Raw genomic sequence first — 20,575 nt, forward strand, 5'->3', positions numbered from 1 at the left:
TGTAAACTCTTGCGGTGAAAGTCCCGGTGGAATAAGGGCATTATAAGAACGTCTGACCCGCCGGATATCAATTAAGAGGTCATGATGAGTACAGAGATTAAAACCCAGGTCGTGGTACTTGGGGCAGGTCCTGCAGGTTACTCTGCAGCCTTCCGTTGTGCGGATTTAGGTCTGGAAACCGTACTGGTAGAGCGTTACAGCACCCTCGGTGGTGTTTGTCTGAACGTCGGTTGTATCCCATCTAAAGCGCTGCTGCACGTTGCTAAAGTGATTGAAGAGGCAAAAGCCCTTGAAGAGCACGGCATTGTGTTTGGCCAGCCATCTACTGATATCAACAAGATTCGCAGCTGGAAAGAGAAGGTTATCAACCAGTTGACTGGCGGCCTGTCAGGTATGGCAAAAGGTCGTAAAGTCACCGTGGTGAATGGCCTGGGCAAATTCACCGGTGCTAACACCCTGGTGGTTGAAGGAGAAGGCGGCGCGACCACCATCAACTTCGATAATGCTATCATCGCTGCGGGTTCACGCCCAATCGAACTGCCATTCATTCCACATGAAGATCCACGCGTCTGGGACTCTACCGATGCGCTGGAACTGAAAGAAGTGCCGAAGCGTCTGCTGGTCATGGGCGGCGGTATCATCGGTCTGGAAATGGCGACGGTCTATCACGCGCTGGGTTCAGAGATCGATGTGGTTGAGATGTTCGACCAGGTTATCCCGGCTGCGGATAAAGACGTGGTGAAAGTCTTTACCAAGAAAATCAGCAAGAAATTTAACCTGATGCTGGAAACTAAAGTGACCGCCGTTGAAGCAAAAGACGATGGCATTTACGTTTCAATGGAAGGCAAAAAAGCACCAGGCGAAGCGCAGCGTTATGACGCGGTGCTGGTTGCTATCGGTCGTGTGCCGAACGGTAAAGGTCTGGATGCCGGTAAAGCGGGCGTGGAAGTGGACGATCGCGGCTTCATCCGCGTCGATAAACAGATGCGCACCAACGTGCCACACATCTATGCTATCGGCGACATCGTCGGTCAGCCAATGCTGGCGCACAAAGGCGTGCATGAAGGCCACGTAGCGGCTGAAGTGATCTCTGGTCTGAAGCACTACTTCGATCCGAAAGTGATCCCTTCAATTGCCTATACTGAGCCAGAAGTTGCCTGGGTCGGTCTGACCGAGAAAGAAGCGAAAGAGAAGGGCATCAGCTACGAGACCTCCACCTTCCCGTGGGCTGCCTCAGGCCGTGCTATCGCTTCTGATTGTGCAGACGGCATGACCAAGCTGATTTTTGACAAAGAGACGCACCGTATTATCGGTGGCGCGATTGTCGGTACTAACGGCGGCGAGCTGTTAGGCGAAATCGGTCTGGCGATTGAGATGGGTTGTGATGCGGAAGATATTGCGCTGACCATCCATGCTCACCCTACCCTGCATGAGTCAGTCGGTCTGGCTGCAGAAATCTTCGAAGGTAGCATCACCGATCTGCCTAACGCGAAAGCGAAGAAGAAGTAAGTTTCTGCTGCTGCAAAGAGAAAGCTCCCGTTATGGGGGCTTTTTTTTCGCTGTCATTTTGATCATAAGTGTCAGTAGATTCTGCCATTCATTCCTCTGACAGACACGTTAGGCCGAGGGAAAATCGCCCGGAATCGCACTTCAATATTACTGATATTCAGCCTTTGTGCTGCCGGACTAGCAATGACAGTAAGCCGTTAACCCCTAACCGTGAAGCGGTGTGTCAAAAAGCCCGGCAGGGGATGTGGGGCATCAGAACGGCTATATAGATTTAAGAGAAGGCATGTTACCTGCCAGAAATGTGCGGATGGCATTATCGATGACTTCACGCGTCAGCTCTGACTCTGCGACGATAATTTGCAGACCAATACCACTACGATAGCCGTGCTGGATGCGATAACCAGGGGTGATTACGGGTGGGGTGTCGCGGAGAATATCTGCCACGCGCTTGTTAATGTAATCATGATATGTCATCCCGCCGAACTGGGGATAAGCAACGCGGGTGCGTTTGACCTGCTTATAGCTGACAATCTTTCCTTTCGCGTCATAGCTGGACACTGTCTCTAAACGGAATTCATCCTCCAGTTGGGTCTGGTCAAGCATTGCAGTGGCCTCATTGAGTACCCGGTTTTCGATGATATCCATGCGAGCGACATCAGCAGTAACGATCTCAGCGTTCCAATAGATGGTGGGATCTTGATCATCCAGGAAAAGTACATCACTCCAGGTCCAGACCCAGCCCGCCGCAATAGCCTCTGCGTTTTCAGAATCACAATCATCGTAATGTAGCCCACCGCAGCGCTCACGCTCGCGATGGATAAGATTTTTGATGTGCTGAACACGCGTGCGACGGTGGCGGCGGGAAAGTGAGGTGAAAGGCTTGAATTTGCGGGTCATGGATTACTCTGCGCAATTTATGCTGGGAGGAATCCAGCCCCGCAGTTTAGCGAAAGGAAATGATGAGAGCTAGCGAAATAGCGGGGTTATAAGGAGCGAGCGGCCAGAAAGAGCTGCTGTACGCGTGCCCTTCGATTTACGTTCAGCGACGCACTTCCCACGCCGCCACCCGTTCAACAAACATCTGCGCCAGTTCAGCAATAGCGCTGTTGCCGGGCAGCCTCTCTTCATTGATGTACATCACCAGCGTACTACTGCGCCGGCGACCCTGGAGCAGCGGCAGGGGACGGAGTTCACCGCTCTCTAAGAGCCCCGCGATATTCTGTTCCGGCAGCCAGCCATAGCCTAGCTGGTGCTGGACCGCTTCAATTGCTGCCGACAGGGTAGTGAATGACCAGTTTTCTGCCTGATCGCCACTCACCTCTGACTGCTGCTGTTGCTGGCGATCCAGAATGGTAATACAGGGCCAGCGCGCCAGTGTGGCAGCATTAAGCGGGGCAGGTTCACTGTGCAGCGGGTGATGGCGATGTGCCACGGCAACGAAATCGACGCTCATCAGGCTTTCGCCAGCCAATGGTTCAGCGCCATATTGCGCCACCAGCCAGAGATCGGCCTGTTGTTCCGCCAGCCTGTCTGGCGTTTCGCTGCGGACAATTTCGCTGAACCAGATGCGCACATGTGGATAGCGTTGCTGAAATATACTGAGCACGTCGAACAGCAGAGGTTTAGGAAAAGTAGCATCTACCATTAAATCAATGCGCGAACGTTCACCCCGTCTCAGGGCACTGGCCTTAGCTTCGAGCGCGCTAAATCCTTCCAGCAGTGGACGTACCTGCGCAAGTAACTGATGTCCTTCAGCACTCAGAACGGCACGGCGTCCCACCTGCTCCAGCAGTTCCATGTCCAGCCGTTGTTGAAGCAGACCCAGCTGATAGCTTAATGAGGACTGGCTACGATTATTTTTCTCCGCTGCCAGCGCAAAACTCCCTTCCTTTACGACGGCGTCGAGCAGATACCATTGTTCCAGCGTTGTTTTGTACATGACAACCCATCTAAAAATTGAATTATTTAGTGCTAAAAATAGCGTTATTCATCGCTTTTGTAACGCGCAATAATCACCTCAAGGAAAACAAATGAGGAATTCATTATGAGCACTTTTGATAAACATGACCTGTCTGGCATCGTTGGCAAACATCTGGTTTACACCTATGACAATGGCTGGAATTACGAGCTTTACATTAAAAATGCCAGCACCATCGACTATCGCATTCACAGTGGCATGGTCGGCAATCGCTGGGTTAAAAACCAGCATGTTTATGTGGTTCGCCTGGCACAGGATGTCTATAAAGTTTCCTGGACTGAACCCACCGGCACTGATGTCAGCCTGGCCGTCAATCTGGCGGATAAAATTTTCCACGGCACCATCTTTTTCCCACGCTGGGTCATGAATAATCCGGAAAAAACCGTCTGCTTCCAGAATGATCATCTGGAAGAGATGGCGAAATTCCGCGAAGCGGGCCCGGCTTATCCAACCGAAGTGATTGATGAGTTCGCGACGCTGACCGTAATCCGCGATGTCGGTGAAAACAACGAAAGCGTCATTGACTGTCCGCCTGATCAGCTGCCCGCCAATTTTCCGGAAAACCTGAAAAATTAAGAGTGAACAGAAGAGGTCATCATGACCTCTTCTGCTTAGTTGTTTCTGACGTGCAGCTTCTGATGTGTAACGTATGAGGACGAAAAATGGATTTATCGACGAAGGTTTTTATCAGCAGCGATCAGCACGACGGTTTCGGTGTCAGTTCCACCATCATCATGGGCGAGAAAGAGGCGATGTTAGTCGACGCCCAGTTCACGCTGGCGAATGCGCATCGTTTAGTCGCTGAGATTATCGAAACCGGTCTCGACCTGAAACGCATCTTTATTACCCATCTGCATCCCGATCATTTTCTGGGTCTTGAAGTGATTAAGTCGGTTTTTCCGGCTGCTGAAATTCTCTCTTACAGGCAGGTCGCCGAAGACGTTAATGACGCCTTTGATTTCAAAATTGATTACTGGGGTAAGCAGGTTTTAAAAGAGAACGGTGCCCGCACTAAGTTTGCGATCACCGAACTGGAAGAGGATACGATCTGGCTGGAAGGGCAGGAGATTAAAATCCTGAGCGATCTCAGTGGCGATTGCATCCGGGTGACACCGCTCTGGATCCCCTCGACGAAAACATTGATCGCCTCCGATGTGGTCTTCGCGGATGCACATGTCTGGATTGCCGATATGCGCACGCCGGAGCGCATGGCGAAATGGATGGGCAGTCTGGATAAACTCGAAGCGCTGGCGCCGAAAGTCCTGATCCCTGGCCATTCGCGAACGACGCCATCGCTTAGCCCCTCAGCAATAGGCTTTACCCGCACCTATATCAACGATTTCATTAAGACGCTGCACAAGGTCAAAAACAGCGAAGAGCTGGTGCAGGAGATGGGGCGAATCTATCCCAACCTGCCGGTGAAAATCTGTCTCGACTACAGTGCGCGGATTCTGAAAGATCACTACGTCTGGCCGGTATCACTGCGGGAAATGAAAACCACGTTGTAATCCTCTGACGCGAGAAGAGCACCAGGCTGATTTGCAGCCTGGTGTTGATCTGCTCCCGAACCCTCCTCTACTGTACACCAGACGCCTGCTGTTTCTATTCCTGCCAGTTATCTATTTCACTGAATCATTTCGTTAAAACCGCGGCAAAGCTGACGTCCTCGCGCTGTCATTTGAGCGGAATGCGGTACGCTGCTGAGAGAGCCAATCAGCTGACTTAGCTGGCTGATGCGGGATAATAAGCGGGTAAAATGGGCGCAGTGGATTATGTTGTATTTTTGTAAACAGATTAACAAACAGACGAAATCCTGCTATTCTGCCCTCCGCGAAACCGGGCACCTCAACCTGGACGAGAAAGGGAAGTGTGTTCTCCATAAGTGAGCAAGGTGGTCGGAAAGCCCTACATAATGAGAGCGAGGATAACGTCGTGCTAGAAGAATACCGTAAGCACGTTGCCGAGCGTGCTGCCCAGGGAATTGTACCTAAGCCTTTAGAGGCTTCCCAGATGGCCGCGCTGGTTGAACTGCTGAAAAATCCACCTGCGGGTGAAGAAGAATTTCTGACCGATTTATTGGTCAACCGCGTCCCACCTGGCGTCGATGAAGCGGCGTATGTCAAAGCCGGTTTCCTGGCGGCTGTCGCCAAAGGCGAAGCAACCTCTCCTCTGATATCTCCTGAAAAAGCGGTTGAACTGCTTGGCACCATGCAGGGCGGTTACAATATTCATCCGCTGATTGAGGCGCTGGACGATAGCAAACTGGCTCCGATTGCCGCGAAAGCCCTTTCACACACGCTGCTGATGTTCGACAACTTCTATGATGTCGAAGAGAAAGCGAAAGCGGGTAATGAATACGCGAAGCAGGTGATGCAATCCTGGGCAGATGCGGAATGGTATCTGTCACGGCCTGAACTGGCAGAGAAGATCACGGTTACAGTGTTTAAGGTCACTGGCGAAACCAACACCGACGATCTCTCTCCGGCCCAGGATGCCTGGTCACGTCCAGACATTCCTCTGCACGCCCTGGCGATGCTGAAAAATGCCCGTGAAGGCATTGAGCCTGATGAAGCGGGCAATATCGGCCCGATCAAACAGCTCGAAGCTCTGAAGACCAAAGGCTTCCCGCTGGCCTATGTCGGTGATGTTGTCGGAACCGGTTCTTCACGTAAATCCGCCACCAACTCGGTGCTGTGGTTTATGGGCGACGACATCCCGAACGTGCCAAATAAAAAAGGCGGCGGCGTGGTGCTGGGCAGCAAAATTGCACCCATCTTCTTCAACACCATGGAAGATGCGGGCGCACTGCCCATTGAAGTGGACGTAAACAACCTGAACATGGGCGATGTGATCGACATCTATCCATTCAAAGGCGAAGTCCGCAACCACGAAACCAATGAGCTGCTGGCCAGCTTCGAGCTCAAAACCGAAGTAGTGATTGACGAAGTGCGCGCCGGTGGCCGTATTCCGCTGATCATCGGTCGCGGTCTGACCACCAAAGCGCGCGAGTCGCTGGGTCTGCCGCACAGCACCGTATTCCGTCAGGCGAAAGATGTCGCGGAGAGTACCCGTGGGTTCTCGCTGGCGCAGAAAATGGTTGGCCGCGCCTGTGGCGTAACCGGCGTTCGTCCGGGTGCCTATTGCGAACCTAAAATGACCTCGGTTGGCTCGCAGGATACCACCGGCCCGATGACCCGTGACGAGCTGAAAGATCTGGCTTGCCTGGGCTTCTCGACCGATCTGGTGATGCAGTCCTTCTGTCACACCGCCGCCTATCCGAAGCCTGTGGATGTGAGCACGCACCATACACTGCCAGACTTCATCATGAACCGTGGCGGTGTGTCACTGCGTCCGGGTGACGGCATTATCCACAGCTGGCTGAACCGTATGCTGCTGCCGGATACCGTGGGTACCGGTGGTGACTCCCATACCCGTTTCCCTATCGGCATCTCTTTCCCGGCGGGTTCAGGCCTGGTGGCGTTTGCGGCAGCGACGGGCGTTATGCCGCTCGACATGCCGGAATCAGTGCTGGTGCGCTTCAAAGGTAAGATGGAGCCAGGCATTACCCTGCGCGATCTGGTTCACGCCATTCCGCTGTATGCCATCAAACAGGGTCTGCTGACCGTTGAGAAGAAAGGTAAGAAGAACATCTTCTCTGGCCGCATCCTTGAGATTGAAGGTCTGCCGGATCTGAAAGTCGAGCAGGCGTTTGAGCTGTCCGATGCGTCAGCCGAGCGTTCCGCTGCGGGCTGTACTATCAAGCTGGATAAAGCGCCGATTATCGAATACCTGAACTCCAACATCGTGCTGCTGAAGTGGATGATCGCAGAAGGCTACGGCGATCGTCGTACGCTTGAGCGTCGCGTTGAAAGCATGGAGAAATGGCTGGCCGATCCTCAGTTGCTGGAGCCGGACGCGGATGCTGAATATGCTGCCGTGATCGAAATCGATCTGGCTGAAATCAAAGAGCCGATCCTCTGTGCGCCAAACGATCCGGACGATGCCCGTCTGCTCTCTGACGTTCAGGGCGAGAAGATCGACGAAGTGTTCATCGGTTCGTGCATGACCAACATTGGTCACTTCCGTGCTGCCGGTAAACTGTTGGATAGCCACAAAGGCCAGCTGCCAACCCGTCTGTGGGTGGCTCCGCCAACCAAGATGGATGCGGCACAGCTGACCGAAGAGGGCTACTACAGCGTATTCGGCAAAAGCGGTGCGCGTATCGAGATCCCGGGCTGTTCACTCTGCATGGGTAACCAGGCACGTGTGGCTGATGGTTCGACGGTGGTGTCCACTTCGACCCGTAACTTCCCGAACCGTCTGGGTACCGGTGCTAATGTCTACCTGGCGTCAGCGGAGCTGGCTGCGGTCGCGTCTCTGCTTGGTAAACTGCCAACGCCGGATGAGTATCAGCAATTTATGGCGCAGGTCGATAAAACGGCCAGCGACACGTATCGCTATCTCAACTTCGACCAGCTGACGCAGTACACCGACAAAGCTGATGGCGTGATTTTCCAGACCGCGGTCTGATTCTTCACCTGTCAGTTATGACTAAGGGGCGATGATTCGCCCCTTTTTTACGTCTGTACATGGGGTAGAGAGACGATCAAAAGCTGGCTTTCGGCAGGCAGCCTGTAATAATGCGCGACGTGTCACACTGTGCCGCGAGAGCAGCACGAACACTTACCAGGTGACGCGATGACGTTAAGAGGAACGGGCGATGGAATATGAATTTTTACGCGATGTGACCGGACAGATTAAGGTTCGTATGTCGATGGATCATGAAGCGGTCGGCCACTGGTTCAACGAAGAGGTGAAAAACGATCCAGGATTGCTGGATGAAGTGGAAGCCGCAATCGAAGACGTCAAAGGCAGCGTGCGTCAGTGGCAGCGCATCGGCAGCGAGTACACCATCCTGCTGGATGAGGAAGAGGTGATGATTCGCGCTAATCTGCTGGCACTGGAAGATGACGGCATGGAAGAGGGGATGAATTACTACGACGAAGAGAGCCTCTCCTTCTGCGGTATTGAAGATTTTCAGCTGGTGATTGCCGCTTATCGCCAGTTTGTGAACCAGTATGGTAAACCCGTACGGTAATTTTTACGCTAATACAGGCCGGGCCACCTGAGCTGCCCGGCCTGCTAATTAATTCAGCGACGCACCACCGCACATCACCAGCTGCTGACCGGTGATCGCCGCTGCCGCCGGCGAAAGCAGGAAGCCGACCAGCCCGGCCACTTCCTGCGGCTGAATATAACGCCCGATTGGCGGCAAGCGCGGTGGTGAACTGGCCCGGCCCGGCTGTTGCAGCATCGGCGTTTCGGTGGCGCCTGGCGCTACAATATTTGCCGTAATGCCGAGCGGTGCCAGCTCTGCCGCCCAGCTGCGCACCATGCCGATCATCGCCGATTTGGTGGCCACATACTGACTGCGGCCCGACGCACCGCCTGACGTGCGGCTGCCCAGCAGCACGATTCTGCCACCCGCGCTCATCCGGGGCGCAAAATGATTGGCCAGCTGTTCTGCAGCGGCAACATGCAGTTGCCACAGGCGTGTGCTGGCGTTCAGATCCAGCTCCCCGAGCGGCGCGGCCTGCATCATTCCCGCTGCATGGATCACCGCCTGCGGCACCGGCAGTTTGTCCAGTAAAGCCTGCAATGCTGCGCTGTCGCTGATGTCGACCTGATGGCTCTGCCAGCCCGCGTCTGCCCGATTTATCGCCGAGCGGCTCAGGCCGGTAACCTGCCAGCCCTCATCAAGCAGGCAGTCCACAATCGCCTGACCGATGCCGGAGCTGGCTCCGGTCACCAGCGCCATCTTTTCAATCACGCATCACCCCCCCGCACCCAGGACTCGTCGACCCTCACATACTTGATCGCCTGGCGATACCAGGTGTAGGCGATATGCAGTTCGCCGTTTACGCCCTGTTTGATGCTGGGGTAAGAGAACTCACGGTTTAACTTTTGCTGAGAGTTATTGGTCATGCAGTAGCCATCGCCTTCGTCCAGATTGCGCTGTAGCGGCCAGCTTTTGCCGCCATCCGTTGAGATAGCGAGCGTCATGGGCGCACGTGGCGCGCCCCAGAAGGCGGTCCGCCCGCTGTGCACCACCGGCTCGGCGGCAACCGCAACGTCACTGTCCTCTTCATCATCTTCAATTTCGTCATACAGCGACAACCGGCGCTCGCTGGCACCTTCGGCGCTCATGGCATTGAACACCAGCGCCAGATGACCGTTGCGCAGCGTTGTGACCTGAATGGACGAGTTATTGTTGGGCAGCGACAGCGGCTCAGGCGCACTCCAGCTTTCACCCTGATCAAACGAGCGGCTCTGGTAGATATGGTCGGCCCAGCGACTGCGGTAGAGAGCCAGCAGCGAACCATCATCCAGCAGGGTGACGTTCATATGAACGCAGCCGGTGCTGTCAGGCACGCTGACGTCGCGCCAGCTCTGGCCTTTATCTTCCGAGATTTTTACCGCGCTGACGTCATAACTGCCGACCCACTTTTCGCCGGGCTGCGTCAGGCAGTAGAACACCGGCAGCAACCAGTTGCCGTTGGGCAACACCACAATCGGCTGGCGGATAAAGGTGCCGGGCTTATCCAGCAGCGTTTTGATCTCGCCCCAGTGCTTGCCGAAATCGTGAGACTGGCGATAGCGCACAATCGCGGTGTCCTGATTGCCCGATTTCTGTGCCGTCCACAGCAGCCACAGTATCTGGTCCGGATCGAGAAACAGCACCGGGTTCTGTTCTGAACGACCCGGATCGTCAGACAGCTTCTGCGCGTCACTCCAGCGATCGCTGCCTTTTGTCAGCCGGGAACACCAGACCGAGATATCGGCAATCCCTTCCTGCGTGCCACCAAACCAGACGCAAAGCAGATCGCCATCGGGCAGCGGCAGCAGGTTAGCCGCGTGGTTTTGCGGGCAGGAGGAGGGCAGCATCGCAATCTGCTGGGCGCTATCCTGCGGGTGCGGCGCAACCAGGCCGGTGCGTTCTGCGGTGACGGTTTCCTGAGTCATATTAGGCTCCACTATTTTGTGCATTGTGTTGCGGTTGAGGCTGAGACTGGCGTGACGGGATACAGCGGTCAATTACCATAATGATGGCCGGTGTAATCAGCGCCACATACATATTGTCGATACCGAAGGGGTTACCCATCAGGAACCAGACGGATGTGACCACGCAGGCACCAATCAGACCGGCGTTGGCACCGCGCGTGCTCTTAAACCATGGCAGATAGAACGCCATAATCGCTACCACGGTGATCGACAGGCGAATTGCGCGGGTAAAGAAGGAGAGCTTCAGCACTTCAGGGAAGAACAGGACAAACAGCAGCGGGAAGAAGCCGATGCCAATCGAAATCCAGCGCGTCATTTTGAATTCGCGCTCTGGCGTCGGGTTACGCCAGGGCACGTAAAAGTCTTTTACGACCAGCGAGGCGATGGCCAGCGCAACGGTGCCGACGCTGACGAAAATCGAGGCCACCAGCGAGGTGGTGACAATGCCTGCCAGCCACGGTGACATATCCTGCAGAAACACGGGCAGCGCATAGAGGCTCTTGATATCGGGGTGCGCAAACTTCGCCGCCACACCAATCAGCGCCATCGCCAGACCGATTGGCAGGCAGAAAATGAAGGCAACCCAGGTAGCGCGTTTCGCTGACTTCACATCTTTGGTGGATGAGATCGCCTGGATCACAAACTGCGTACAGAAGATCGAACCCACGGTCCCGATCAGCCAGGCCACAATGGTGCTGGCCCCGACGTGGCCATCCCACGTCCAGTAGAACGCCGGCATTTTCTCGATCATCGGAGCGACGCCGCCGGTCATCTTCAGTGCCACATAGAGGATGATCAGAATCCCCATATACTTGATGGCGCTGTGCAGCAGCGTAACCCACGCAACGCCTTTCATGCCGCCAAATGCAAAGTAGAAAGTACTTACCACTGCGGTAATAAAGGCCGCCTGCGTCAGGTCGATCTTCAGCACGGTTGAGATCGCCGCCGCACCGCTGATGTAGTTCCCGACGTTCACCAGCAGCAGCGCATAGATCATGATCAGCGAGATAATGTTCCTGGTCGAACGGCCATATTTCTCGGCGATAGCACCAGAGATCGTGATCTTCCCGGTGTTATAAATGCGTTTGACCAGAATCAGGCCAAACAGCGGAAAACCTATCGCGGCACCGATGACCGACCAGGAAGCGGCGAAGCCATCCTCAAAGGCTGCCTGCGCCGTGCCGATGGTCGATTTTGCCCCGATATACTCTGACATCAGCATGATGCCGACGATAAAGGCCGGCATGGCGCGGGAGCCTTCCATAAAGTCGCCGCTGGTTTTACTGCGTAAGCGCCATGTCAGCCAGGTGGTGAACAGGATATAGGCGACCACCATGCCGACGATCAGTAAGGTGCTCTCAGTTGAGAATGCTTTCATCGTAACCTCAATTGTTCTGGCAGATGGCGACCATCAGGTTCGTTCTCATCTGACCGATAGGGTGCAAAGGCGATGGACGTTATTGCAGGTAGTGGTTCACAATTTGACGGATCTGCTGCTGTTCGTCGGCGCTGAACTGCACCGCATAGCGGCTTTCACCCACTTCAAAGCCCTGCAGGCTGACCGCTTTTTTCACGGCGGCCGGTGAGAAACCGATGCTGTACAGCGCGGTGCGCAGGCCGGTAACGTTCTCCTGTGCCTGATGCGAACCGGCAATGTCACCGGCACTGAAGCGCGCCCAGATGGCGTTAATTGCTTCCGGTGCCACGTTTGCCAGCCCGGAAATGGAGGCGGAGCAGCCATCAACGAATCCCTGATGAATCAGCGAGTCAGGGCCGTTTAGCACATCAAAGCCCTCACAGTCGGCGGTAGCCTGCAGAAAGCCGCTCAGACTTTCATAGCTGCCTGCGGAGTCTTTAATGCCGATGATGTTCGGGTGCGCGGCCAGCGTACGAACGGTCTCTGGCTGCAGGGTATTGCCGGTTCGCGCCGGAATGTTGTAGAGGAACAGCGGCACCGTCAGCGCGTCAGCCACGCGCTGATAGTGGTCGATCAGCTCCTGCTGCTTCAGCGGCACAAACCATGGCGTGATCGCCGAGACGGCATCCACGCCAAGGCGGGCGATCTGTTTGCCGAGCCGGATCGTTTCACGGGTCGAAATCTCGCCGATATGCGCCACGACGGCCGCACGGCCATTGACTTCATCGACGCAGGTGGTGGTAACGGCAATCTTCTCCTGCTCGTTCAGCACAAAGAACTCGCCGTTGGTGCCGCCACAGAAGATGCCGTTTCCGGCGTTGATCTGGCGTCTGACCTGCTCAAGCTGCCTTACCGGGTCAAAGGCACCTTCACGGTCAAAGGTGGTGACGATGGCGGTCAGTACGCCGTTGATTTTCTTATTCATGACAATCCTCATTACGCCTGGCAGGAAGGGAACAGCGTCAGGTAGACGGCGCGCACATCATCGGCGGTGACCGCCATCGGCACGTTTTTCATGAGGCGCTGCACGTCGAGTGCCGCTTCCACTAAATAAGGCAGGTGATCCGGGCCGATGCCCAGCGCTTCCAGGCTGGCAGGCAACTGCAGCCGCGCAACCAGCGCGGTGAAGTAGTCGACCAGCGCGTGTGATTTCTCTTCATCGCTTAAACGGACGTCAGCGTCGGGCAGCAGGTCATAGGCCTGAGCGAATTTGCTCACTGCGGCCGGACGGACAAAGCGCATGCAGGGGGCCAGCAGAATGGCGTTGGCAACGCCGTGTGGCAGGTGATATTTGCCGCCAAGCGGATAGGACATCGCATGCACCAGATGCGTCCCGGCATGGGCAATCGATGCGCCGCCATAATAAGAGGCCCAGAGCATCTCCAGCCGTGCCTGCAGATTCTCCGGCTCGCGCAGCGTGGTTTCGAGATTCGCGAACAGCTTCTTCATCCCAATCAGCGCATAGTTGTCGCTGACCGGATTGGCAACGTTGGCGGTGAAGCACTCAATCAGGTGACACAGGGCATCAATGCCGGTAGACGAGGCGATGTGCGGCGGCATGCTGGTGGTGAGTTCCGGCACCAGCGCCACCACATCGGGCAGCATCACCGGTGAAATAATGCCGACTTTGGTCTCTTTCTCCGGGATCGCCAGAATCGCATTCGGGGTCGCTTCAGAGCCGGTGCCAGCAGTGGTCGGGATGAGCATTGAACGGGTGCGACGCTGCGGTTTTTCGCCTGCCAGCAGGGCGTCCAGCGACGGTGCGCCGTTGATGCACAGCACCGAGAGCAGCTTCGCCACATCCAGTACGCTGCCACCGCCGATGCCAATCACCATGTCGGCCTGGCGCTGCGAGAGCGTTTCTATAATCGCGGCCACATCATGCTGGCTCGGTTCAGGTGGAACGCTGTTGACCACGCTGATACGCGGGATCTGATCCCGGAGTTGCCCCATCAGCGCCTGTACCGCCGGAATCGCCTCAATGTTCCGGTCAGTGACCACGACTGCCGTCGCTATCCCATCCAGCAGATAGCGCATGTCGTTTAACGCCTGATAACCGCTGATCACCGTGCTGTTAATGTTCATTTCATACCCTTATTTCTGTCATGTCTGAGCAGATGATTAATTTTGCTCAGCGCAATGCGATGTCAGTCACTCTCTGTGGCTAATTTTATAAGGCATATCGATTTCGATTAATTTGAACTTGCTCACATATAATCAATCATGATTGAATATAATCAAATGCAGCGGCAATAGCCTGACAGGAGTGAGGATGGGCTCATCAGTATGGAAAACCCCGGTGCTGGTTATCGCCGATGACTTTACCGGTGCCAACGATGCAGGTAGTGGACTGGCACAGGCCGGTGCCCGTGTAAATGTGCTGTTCGGCTCCGCAGCAACGTTACCCGACGAGGCGGCGGATGTACTGGTAATCAGCACCGACAGCCGGGCTGTCAGTGCCACTCAGGCTGCAGAGCGCGTTACGCAGGTGGTGCAGCATTACGCGGCACAGCTTCAGCAGGGCTGGCTGTTTAAAAAGATAGACTCCACGCTGCGCGGCAATATCGGGGCTGAAACGGTGGCGGCACTGCGCGCCAGCGGCAAAAGGCTGGCGCTGGTGGCACCGGCCGTACCGCGTCTGGGCCGCACCACACGTGAGGGCAGCGTGTGGGTCAATCAGCGGTTACTGACAGACACCGAATTTGCCAGCGATCCTAAAACCCCGATCCGCAGCGCCCGCGTCATTCATCAGATGCAGATCGACGGCATGGAGATCGATCTCGCGACGCTGCATAGCGATCGGCTTGATGCTGTGTTAGCCGAAGCAGATGGCGTCGTGGTAGTGGATGCCGAAACGGAGGCCGACCTGGCGCGACTGATAACCGCTGCGTCGCGGCTGAGTGAGACGCCCCTGCTGGTCGGGGCCGCCGGATTAAGCGATGCGCTGGGCGCTGCGCTCTCCGTTCGCCCGTCGCAACCTGTGCTGGCGATGGTGGGATCGATGAGTCGTCAGGCAGAGCAGCAGATCGCCGCGCTGCGTACTCAGCGCGCCGTTGAGGTCGTCGATGTCGATATCCGTCAGCTGTTTCAGCAGTCCGCCTGGCCTGAGCGGGATCGCTGGATCGAACAGGCGGCCACCGCACTGCGTGCCGGTCGCCATACGGTGATCCGCACCTGCCAGCATGCATCCCAGCGGCACGAGATCGAGGATCTTTGCCAGCAGCACCGCGTGACGCGCCAGCAGCTGGGTGAGGCGATCTGTCAGCTGCTAGGCGAAATCACCCTGAGTCTGTGTCGGGCACGGCTGCCGCATGCGCTCTATCTGTCAGGCGGCGACGTGGCGATTGCCGTCGCGCAGGCGCTGGGGGCCAGCGGCTTTAAAATTCAGGGTCTGGTGGCGGGCTGTGTGCCGCACGGGGTCCTGCTTAACAGTGAATTTACTCTGCCGGTGATGACCAAAGCGGGTGGCTTTGGTGATGAAAATACCCTGGTAGCAGCCATTAGTTTTATTGAGGAGAAGTCGAGTGAGTAAAATTATTGCGATCACCATGGGCGATCCGGCGGGCATCAGCCCGGAAATCATCATCAAAGCGCTCTCTGAAGGTGAGCTGAATGGCATCCCTGCCGTGGTGATTGGCTGTGCCAGTACGCTGCGCCGCATTATGGCGATGAACATCACCCCACAGGCCGAGCTGCGGGTGCTGGATCGGGTAGCCGAGGCGCGCTTTGCGCCCGGCATTATCAATGTGATCGATGAGCCGCTGGCCGATCCCGACGCGCTGAAACCTGGCGTGGTACAGAAAGAGGCGGGTGATCTGGCGTGGCGCTGCGTGAAGCGTGCCACCGAACTGGCACTGGCCGGTGACGTGCATGCGATTGCTACCGCGCCGCTGAATAAAGAGGCGATGCACGCGGCGGGCCACCTCTACCCGGGTCACACCGAACTGCTGGCGCATCTTACCGACACCAAAGATTACGCTATGGTGCTCTATACCGATAAGCTCAAGGTGATTCATGTCACGACCCATATTGCGCTGCGTAAGTTCCTCGATACGCTCAACCAGACACGCATCAAAACGGTGATTGGTATGGCGGACACCTTCCTGCGTCGTGTCGGTTACAGCGCACCACGCATCGCCGTCGCGGGTGTCAATCCGCACGCCGGTGAGAACGGGCTGTTTGGCGATGAGGAGATCACCACCGTTGCTCCCGCGATTGAAGCGATGAAAGCGGAGGGGATTGATGTCTCCGGGCCTTGCCCGCCGGACACGGTATTCCTGCAGTGCCAGGATGGACGCTATGACATGGTGGTGGCGATGTACCACGATCAGGGACACATCCCGCTTAAACTGCTGGGCTTCTATGATGGCGTGAACATTACCGCAGGCCTGCCGTTTATCCGCACCTCTGCTGACCACGGCACGGCATTTGATATCGCCTGGACAGGTAAAGCGAAGTCTGACAGCATGGCGATCTCGATTAAACTCGCGATGCAGCTCGCATAGGGAAATATGAAGGGACAGAGCCGTCTTGACCAGATTATGGATTACCTGAAAAGCCATAATCTGGTGACTGTTGAGCAACTGGTCAGTGCGATTTCCGCCTCACCCGCCACGATTCGACGTGATTTAATTAAGCTGGATAAAGAGGGCGTGATCAGCCGCAGTCATGGCGGCGTCACCCTGAATCGTTTTATTCCTGCCCAGCCGACCACGCTGGAGAAAATGCAGCGGAATTTGGCCGAGAAGCAGGCGATCGCGGAGTGCGCCGCCAGCTTTGTCCGGGCGGGGGATGCGGTGGTACTGGATGCCGGTACGACTATGCTGGAGCTGGCGCGACAGCTCACGCATCTGCCGCTGCGGGTGATTACCGCCGACCTGCACATTGCGCTGTTTCTGTCTGAGTTTAAGCAGATCGAAGTAACGATCATTGGCGGGCGGATTGATGACTCCAGTCAGTCCTGCGTGGGCGAACATGGACGGCGGTTGCTGCGCAGCATCAATCCGGATATCGCCTTTGTCAGCTGTAACTCATGGAGCCTTGAGCGCGGCATTACCACGCCGACTGAAGAGAAAGCGGGGCTGAAACACGATCTGCTGGCCAATGCGGCGCGCCGGGTCCTGCTGGCGGACAGCAGTAAATATGGCTCCTGGTCGCTGTTCTGCGCCTCACCGGTTGATGACCTGACCGATGTGGTGACCGACAGCCGGTTAGATCAGGAGGTGTGCCGCACGCTGCGCGAGCGTGGCATTACGCTGGCGCTGACTTCCACCTGAACTGAACGCGCCATGCTTCTCTGACCTTATCCTGAAGCAGGGCGCGAGCAGCACCGCGCGTTTATCTTCTGCAATTGCCGCTAACGCGCGTAGGCGTCATGCTCTTCGCGCGTCATTGCCGGCGCGTCTACCGTAACCCGTTCAAAACTCAGATTCCTTACGCCCGCTATTTTGCCAAACTCCTGCGCCTGCAGTGTGATGTCGCTGAAACTCAGCCGTTCAATCGGATTTTCCGGCGTGCCTTCAATAAAAAAGGCGCGGGAAAACGCCGCAGGCTCAGTCAGGCTGCTGCTGATATGACTGATACTGATATTCTCAACCCGCGTCAGGCCAGCATCACCTGTGACGCCCGATGCCAGCTTACGCCAGTGTGGCGGCTGTTCGGTGTCGGCGGGCTGCTCACTGTAGCTATACTGCGGGAACCAGTTCAGCTGCAGCATAAACGGATAACAGACATCCTCCATCTTCAGATGGCGAACCACGATGTTTTTGATCCAGCCGCCGCGATTACGGGCTGACTTGATGCGAAAGCCGACACCCGTGCCGGAGAAACGGTTGTGTTCGATGATGACATTTTCGATACCGCCAGAGGTTTCGCTGCCCAGGGTAATGCCCGAGCCTTTCAGCAGAGTGCAGTCGCGAATAATGATATCGCGTGCGGTTCTGCCGAGCTGCTGTGCTTCCGCGCCGCGACCCGATTTCACGCAGATATTGTCGTCATTGCAGGAGACCGTACAGCCTTCAACGCGAACCAACTGGCTGGAATCAATATCAATGCCGTCGGTGCTGGGTCCGGTAGCGTTCATCACACGTAGCCGCTGCAAATTAACCTGTTTCGAATAACAGACGTGCAGGTTCCAGAAGCCGGAATCCTGTGAGGTAAAGTCCTCCAGCGTCACGTATTCACTCTGATAAACCACCACGTTACGTGGACGTTTGCAGTCGTAATCCACCACCCAGCGCAGGCCGCGACGGGTATAGTCCGCCAGCATCCCGCTGTTTTCGTCTTCGCCCCAGAATTTATGCCACCAGACGGCACCGTGTCCGTCGAGCGTGCCATTGCCGCAGACAGTGACGTCGCGGCAATGATTGATGTTAAGCATCGCCGCGGGCCAGACCATATCAATCCCCGCCACGCGCGTAGCGATATCTGGGTAATCCTCCAGCCGCTCGCTGCCGAGCAGCACGGCATCTTTCGCCAGCTCCAGCGTCATCTCACTTTTCAGAAACAGCGCGCCCGTCAGAAAGCGGCCTGCCGGGATCAGCACCGTGTCGCCTGCTGATGCGCTATCAATCGCGCGCTGTATCGCCTGAGTGGAAAGTGAGGTGGCGTCCGGGACGGCAGCGAAATCAATAATGTTAATTCTTGCCATTTTTTTGCCTGTAGTCGATGAAGAAATAAGCGTTCAGCGCTGAAAGTAGCACGCTCTGACAGGCAAATTATTGCTGACGATCAGGGAATGCCGGCGGTTACCGTGATGAGAAGTCGGAGGGATAAGCGGGAAGAGACGCGCAGGTTATGGGGTGTCACGCTGCGCGTCTGATAATCAGAGGGTCTTCAGGCCCACTGAGGGGATATTTCTGCCGTAGTAGATCTCACGCATCTCTTTCCACAGCAGGTCAGTAATACGCTTATGCTCCTGCGGGCTGAGATCTTCCGGGCGGGTGTTAAACAGATAGTGTTTCAGGTCAAACTCTTTCAGCAACATCTTGGTGTGGAAGATGTTCTCCTGATAGACATTCACATCCACCATGTCATACATCGCTTTCATATCGTCGGACATGAAGTTCTGAATCGAATTGATCTCGTGATCGATAAAGTGCTTCATCCCTTTCACGTCACGGGTAAAACCGCGCACCCGGTAATCGACGGTAACAATGTCTGACTCCAGCTGGTGGATCAGGTAGTTCAGCGCCTTGAGCGGTGAGATCACGCCGCAGGTTGAGACTTCAATGTCCGCGCGGAAGGTGCAGAGCCCGCCTTCAGGATGGCTTTCCGGATAGGTGTGCACGCAGATATGGCTTTTATCCAGATGCGCCACCACCGAATTGGGCAGCGGGCCAGGATGCTCGGAGTTATCGATATCTTTGGGATCGATCGGCTCTTCGCTGACCAGAATCGTGACGCTGGCTCCCTGCGGTTCATAATCCTGGCGTGCAATATTAAGCACGTTAGCCCCGATAATGGAGCAGGTTTCGGTCAGGATTTCCGTCAGACGGTTGGCGTTATATTGTTCATCAATGTAGGCGATATAACCATCGCGTTCAGCTTCAGTATTCGCATAGCAGATATCGTAAATACAAAAACTCAGGCTTTTCGTCAGGTTGTTGAAGCCATGTAGTTTTAGCTTTTGCAATTTTGTTCACCCCCTTAAAAATGCACTGTCAGCACGCGGCCGATAGCGCATTTAACAGATATTGCGGCAGGGCAAAGCTGCCGGTATGGATCGCTGGTGTGTAGTAACGACACGCCAGGCCAGCGGCCTCGAAACGCACCTGCAGGGTGGCGGTATCGAGCTGGCGCAGCGCCGGATTATCGCTCGCCCAGGCAAAGGTCATGATGCCGCCGTAATAGGTCGGAATCGCCGCCTGATAGAAACTGACATCCGAAAAGTAATGGCCCAGCTTGCGATGGCTGTTTACGGCCTCATCCTGCTGCAGGAAGCAGACGCCATTCTGCGCCACGAAGATGCCATTTTCATTAAGGGCCGCTTTACAGCCGGCATAAAATTCGGAGGTAAACAGGCTCTCGCCCGGACCAATCGGATCGGTGCAGTCGGAGATGATGACATCGAACTTTTCCTGCGTCTGATTAACGAAGTTAACCCCGTCATCGATCACCAGCGTAAAGCGCGGATCGTCATAGGCACCTGCGCTGTGGTTCGGCAGATACTGGCGACAAAAGGTCACCACGCCTGCATCGATTTCCACCATGGTAATCTTTTCGATTTCCGGATGACGTGACACTTCGCGCAGCATTGCGCCGTCACCGCCGCCGATGATCAGGACGCTCTTCGCCGCGCCGTGCGCCAGCAGCGGAACGTGGGTCATCATTTCATGGTAGATAAATTCGTCGCGTTCGGTGGTCTGCACCACGCCGTCCAGCGCCATTACGCGGCCCATCGCGGCATTTTCGAAAATGATTAAATCCTGATGCGCAGTTTTTTCACGGTACAGCTCTTTATCTACCGTGAAATACTGGCCAAAACCGGCATGAAGGGTTTCATACCACGTTTCATTGTGGGCCATGGTGCTCTCCTCTGATGACATCGCCATGAAGATGGGCGGCACATGATAGCTAACACTGACCGTGGTTGCACGGTCAATGTCCGG

Annotated in this window: 18 protein-coding genes; 8 read left to right on the top strand and 10 right to left on the bottom strand. The window is 55.7% G+C overall.

Annotation, left to right across the window (positions count from 1 at the left end; genetic code table 11):
- The first annotated feature begins 84 nt into the window (after window positions 1-84).
- On the top strand, window positions 85-1,509 hold the full coding sequence (lpdA, locus tag AC6I8J_RS03405) for a dihydrolipoyl dehydrogenase (protein ID WP_010253950.1): 1,425 nt from the start codon (window positions 85-87) through the stop codon (window positions 1,507-1,509).
- A gap of 261 nt (window positions 1,510-1,770) precedes the next feature.
- Here lpdA and AC6I8J_RS03410 read toward each other — a convergent pair whose 3' ends face one another.
- Entirely contained in the window at window positions 1,771-2,406 is a 636-nt protein-coding gene (locus AC6I8J_RS03410; protein ID WP_222924545.1) for a hypothetical protein, read from the bottom strand.
- 142 nt (window positions 2,407-2,548) lie between these two features.
- The gene (locus AC6I8J_RS03415; protein ID WP_253421093.1) at window positions 2,549-3,448 is read right to left on the bottom strand and encodes a LysR family transcriptional regulator; all 900 of its coding nucleotides are present in this window, start codon (window positions 3,446-3,448) and stop codon (window positions 2,549-2,551) included.
- Between the two features lie 105 nt (window positions 3,449-3,553).
- Between AC6I8J_RS03415 and AC6I8J_RS03420 the strand changes: the two genes are divergently transcribed.
- The 4 genes from AC6I8J_RS03420 to yacL all read left to right on the top strand — a co-directional run bounded on the left by AC6I8J_RS03420 (window position 3,554) and on the right by yacL (window position 8,585).
- A complete protein-coding gene (locus AC6I8J_RS03420) occupies window positions 3,554-4,063 on the top strand; it encodes a phenolic acid decarboxylase (protein WP_010253965.1) in 510 nt (169 codons plus the stop codon).
- Window positions 4,064-4,149: 86 nt separating this feature from the next.
- A complete protein-coding gene (locus tag AC6I8J_RS03425; RefSeq protein WP_497825091.1) occupies window positions 4,150-4,995 on the top strand; it encodes an MBL fold metallo-hydrolase in 846 nt (281 codons plus the stop codon).
- A 424-nt stretch (window positions 4,996-5,419) separates the two neighbouring features.
- Window positions 5,420-8,017, top strand: a complete 2,598-nt coding sequence (gene acnB, locus AC6I8J_RS03430) for a bifunctional aconitate hydratase 2/2-methylisocitrate dehydratase (RefSeq protein WP_161731573.1) — start codon at window positions 5,420-5,422, stop codon at window positions 8,015-8,017.
- Between the two features lie 190 nt (window positions 8,018-8,207).
- Window positions 8,208-8,585, top strand: a complete 378-nt coding sequence (gene yacL / locus AC6I8J_RS03435; protein ID WP_013356797.1) for a protein YacL — start codon at window positions 8,208-8,210, stop codon at window positions 8,583-8,585.
- Window positions 8,586-8,633: 48 nt separating this feature from the next.
- Here yacL and AC6I8J_RS03440 read toward each other — a convergent pair whose 3' ends face one another.
- The 5 genes from AC6I8J_RS03440 to AC6I8J_RS03460 form a co-directional block, all read right to left on the bottom strand.
- Entirely contained in the window at window positions 8,634-9,305 is a 672-nt protein-coding gene (locus tag AC6I8J_RS03440) for an SDR family NAD(P)-dependent oxidoreductase (protein WP_222925500.1), read from the bottom strand.
- Between the two features lie 8 nt (window positions 9,306-9,313).
- Window positions 9,314-10,510 carry a sialidase family protein gene (locus AC6I8J_RS03445; RefSeq protein ID WP_222924544.1) on the bottom strand — a complete coding sequence of 399 codons (1,197 nt, stop codon included), beginning with the start codon at window positions 10,508-10,510 and terminating at the stop codon, window positions 9,314-9,316.
- A gap of 1 nt (window position 10,511) precedes the next feature.
- Entirely contained in the window at window positions 10,512-11,927 is a 1,416-nt protein-coding gene (locus tag AC6I8J_RS03450; protein ID WP_161731567.1) for a sodium:solute symporter family protein, read from the bottom strand.
- 79 nt (window positions 11,928-12,006) lie between these two features.
- Window positions 12,007-12,891, bottom strand: coding sequence for a dihydrodipicolinate synthase family protein (locus AC6I8J_RS03455; protein ID WP_497825092.1), 885 nt, complete (start codon window positions 12,889-12,891; stop codon window positions 12,007-12,009).
- An 11-nt stretch (window positions 12,892-12,902) separates the two neighbouring features.
- Entirely contained in the window at window positions 12,903-14,051 is a 1,149-nt protein-coding gene (locus tag AC6I8J_RS03460) for an iron-containing alcohol dehydrogenase (RefSeq protein WP_161731563.1), read from the bottom strand.
- 187 nt (window positions 14,052-14,238) lie between these two features.
- Between AC6I8J_RS03460 and dtnK the strand changes: the two genes are divergently transcribed.
- The 3 genes from dtnK to AC6I8J_RS03475 are packed head-to-tail and all read left to right on the top strand — an operon-like array spanning window position 14,239 to window position 17,242.
- Complete coding sequence (gene dtnK, locus AC6I8J_RS03465) at window positions 14,239-15,498, top strand: D-threonate kinase (protein WP_497825093.1); 1,260 nt, start codon at window positions 14,239-14,241, stop codon at window positions 15,496-15,498.
- Window positions 15,491-16,471 carry a D-threonate 4-phosphate dehydrogenase gene (locus tag AC6I8J_RS03470; RefSeq protein WP_497825094.1) on the top strand — a complete coding sequence of 327 codons (981 nt, stop codon included), beginning with the start codon at window positions 15,491-15,493 and terminating at the stop codon, window positions 16,469-16,471. Before dtnK ends, AC6I8J_RS03470 begins: the two co-directional genes overlap by 8 nt.
- 6 nt (window positions 16,472-16,477) lie before the next feature.
- The gene (locus AC6I8J_RS03475) at window positions 16,478-17,242 is read left to right on the top strand and encodes a DeoR/GlpR family DNA-binding transcription regulator (RefSeq protein WP_222924537.1); all 765 of its coding nucleotides are present in this window, start codon (window positions 16,478-16,480) and stop codon (window positions 17,240-17,242) included.
- Between the two features lie 80 nt (window positions 17,243-17,322).
- Here AC6I8J_RS03475 and AC6I8J_RS03480 read toward each other — a convergent pair whose 3' ends face one another.
- The 3 genes from AC6I8J_RS03480 to speE form a co-directional block, all read right to left on the bottom strand.
- Window positions 17,323-18,615 (bottom strand): glycoside hydrolase family 28 protein, encoded by a 1,293-nt coding sequence (locus tag AC6I8J_RS03480; protein WP_161731555.1) that lies wholly within the window; start codon window positions 18,613-18,615, stop codon window positions 17,323-17,325.
- Window positions 18,616-18,789: 174 nt separating this feature from the next.
- Entirely contained in the window at window positions 18,790-19,599 is an 810-nt protein-coding gene (speD, locus tag AC6I8J_RS03485; RefSeq protein WP_003854677.1) for an adenosylmethionine decarboxylase, read from the bottom strand.
- A 28-nt stretch (window positions 19,600-19,627) separates the two neighbouring features.
- Window positions 19,628-20,491, bottom strand: a complete 864-nt coding sequence (gene speE, locus AC6I8J_RS03490) for a polyamine aminopropyltransferase (RefSeq protein WP_161731553.1) — start codon at window positions 20,489-20,491, stop codon at window positions 19,628-19,630.
- Window positions 20,492-20,575: the final 84 nt, after the last annotated feature.

Source organism: Pantoea sp. X-Soil-ISGK-355, from assembly GCF_059730805.1.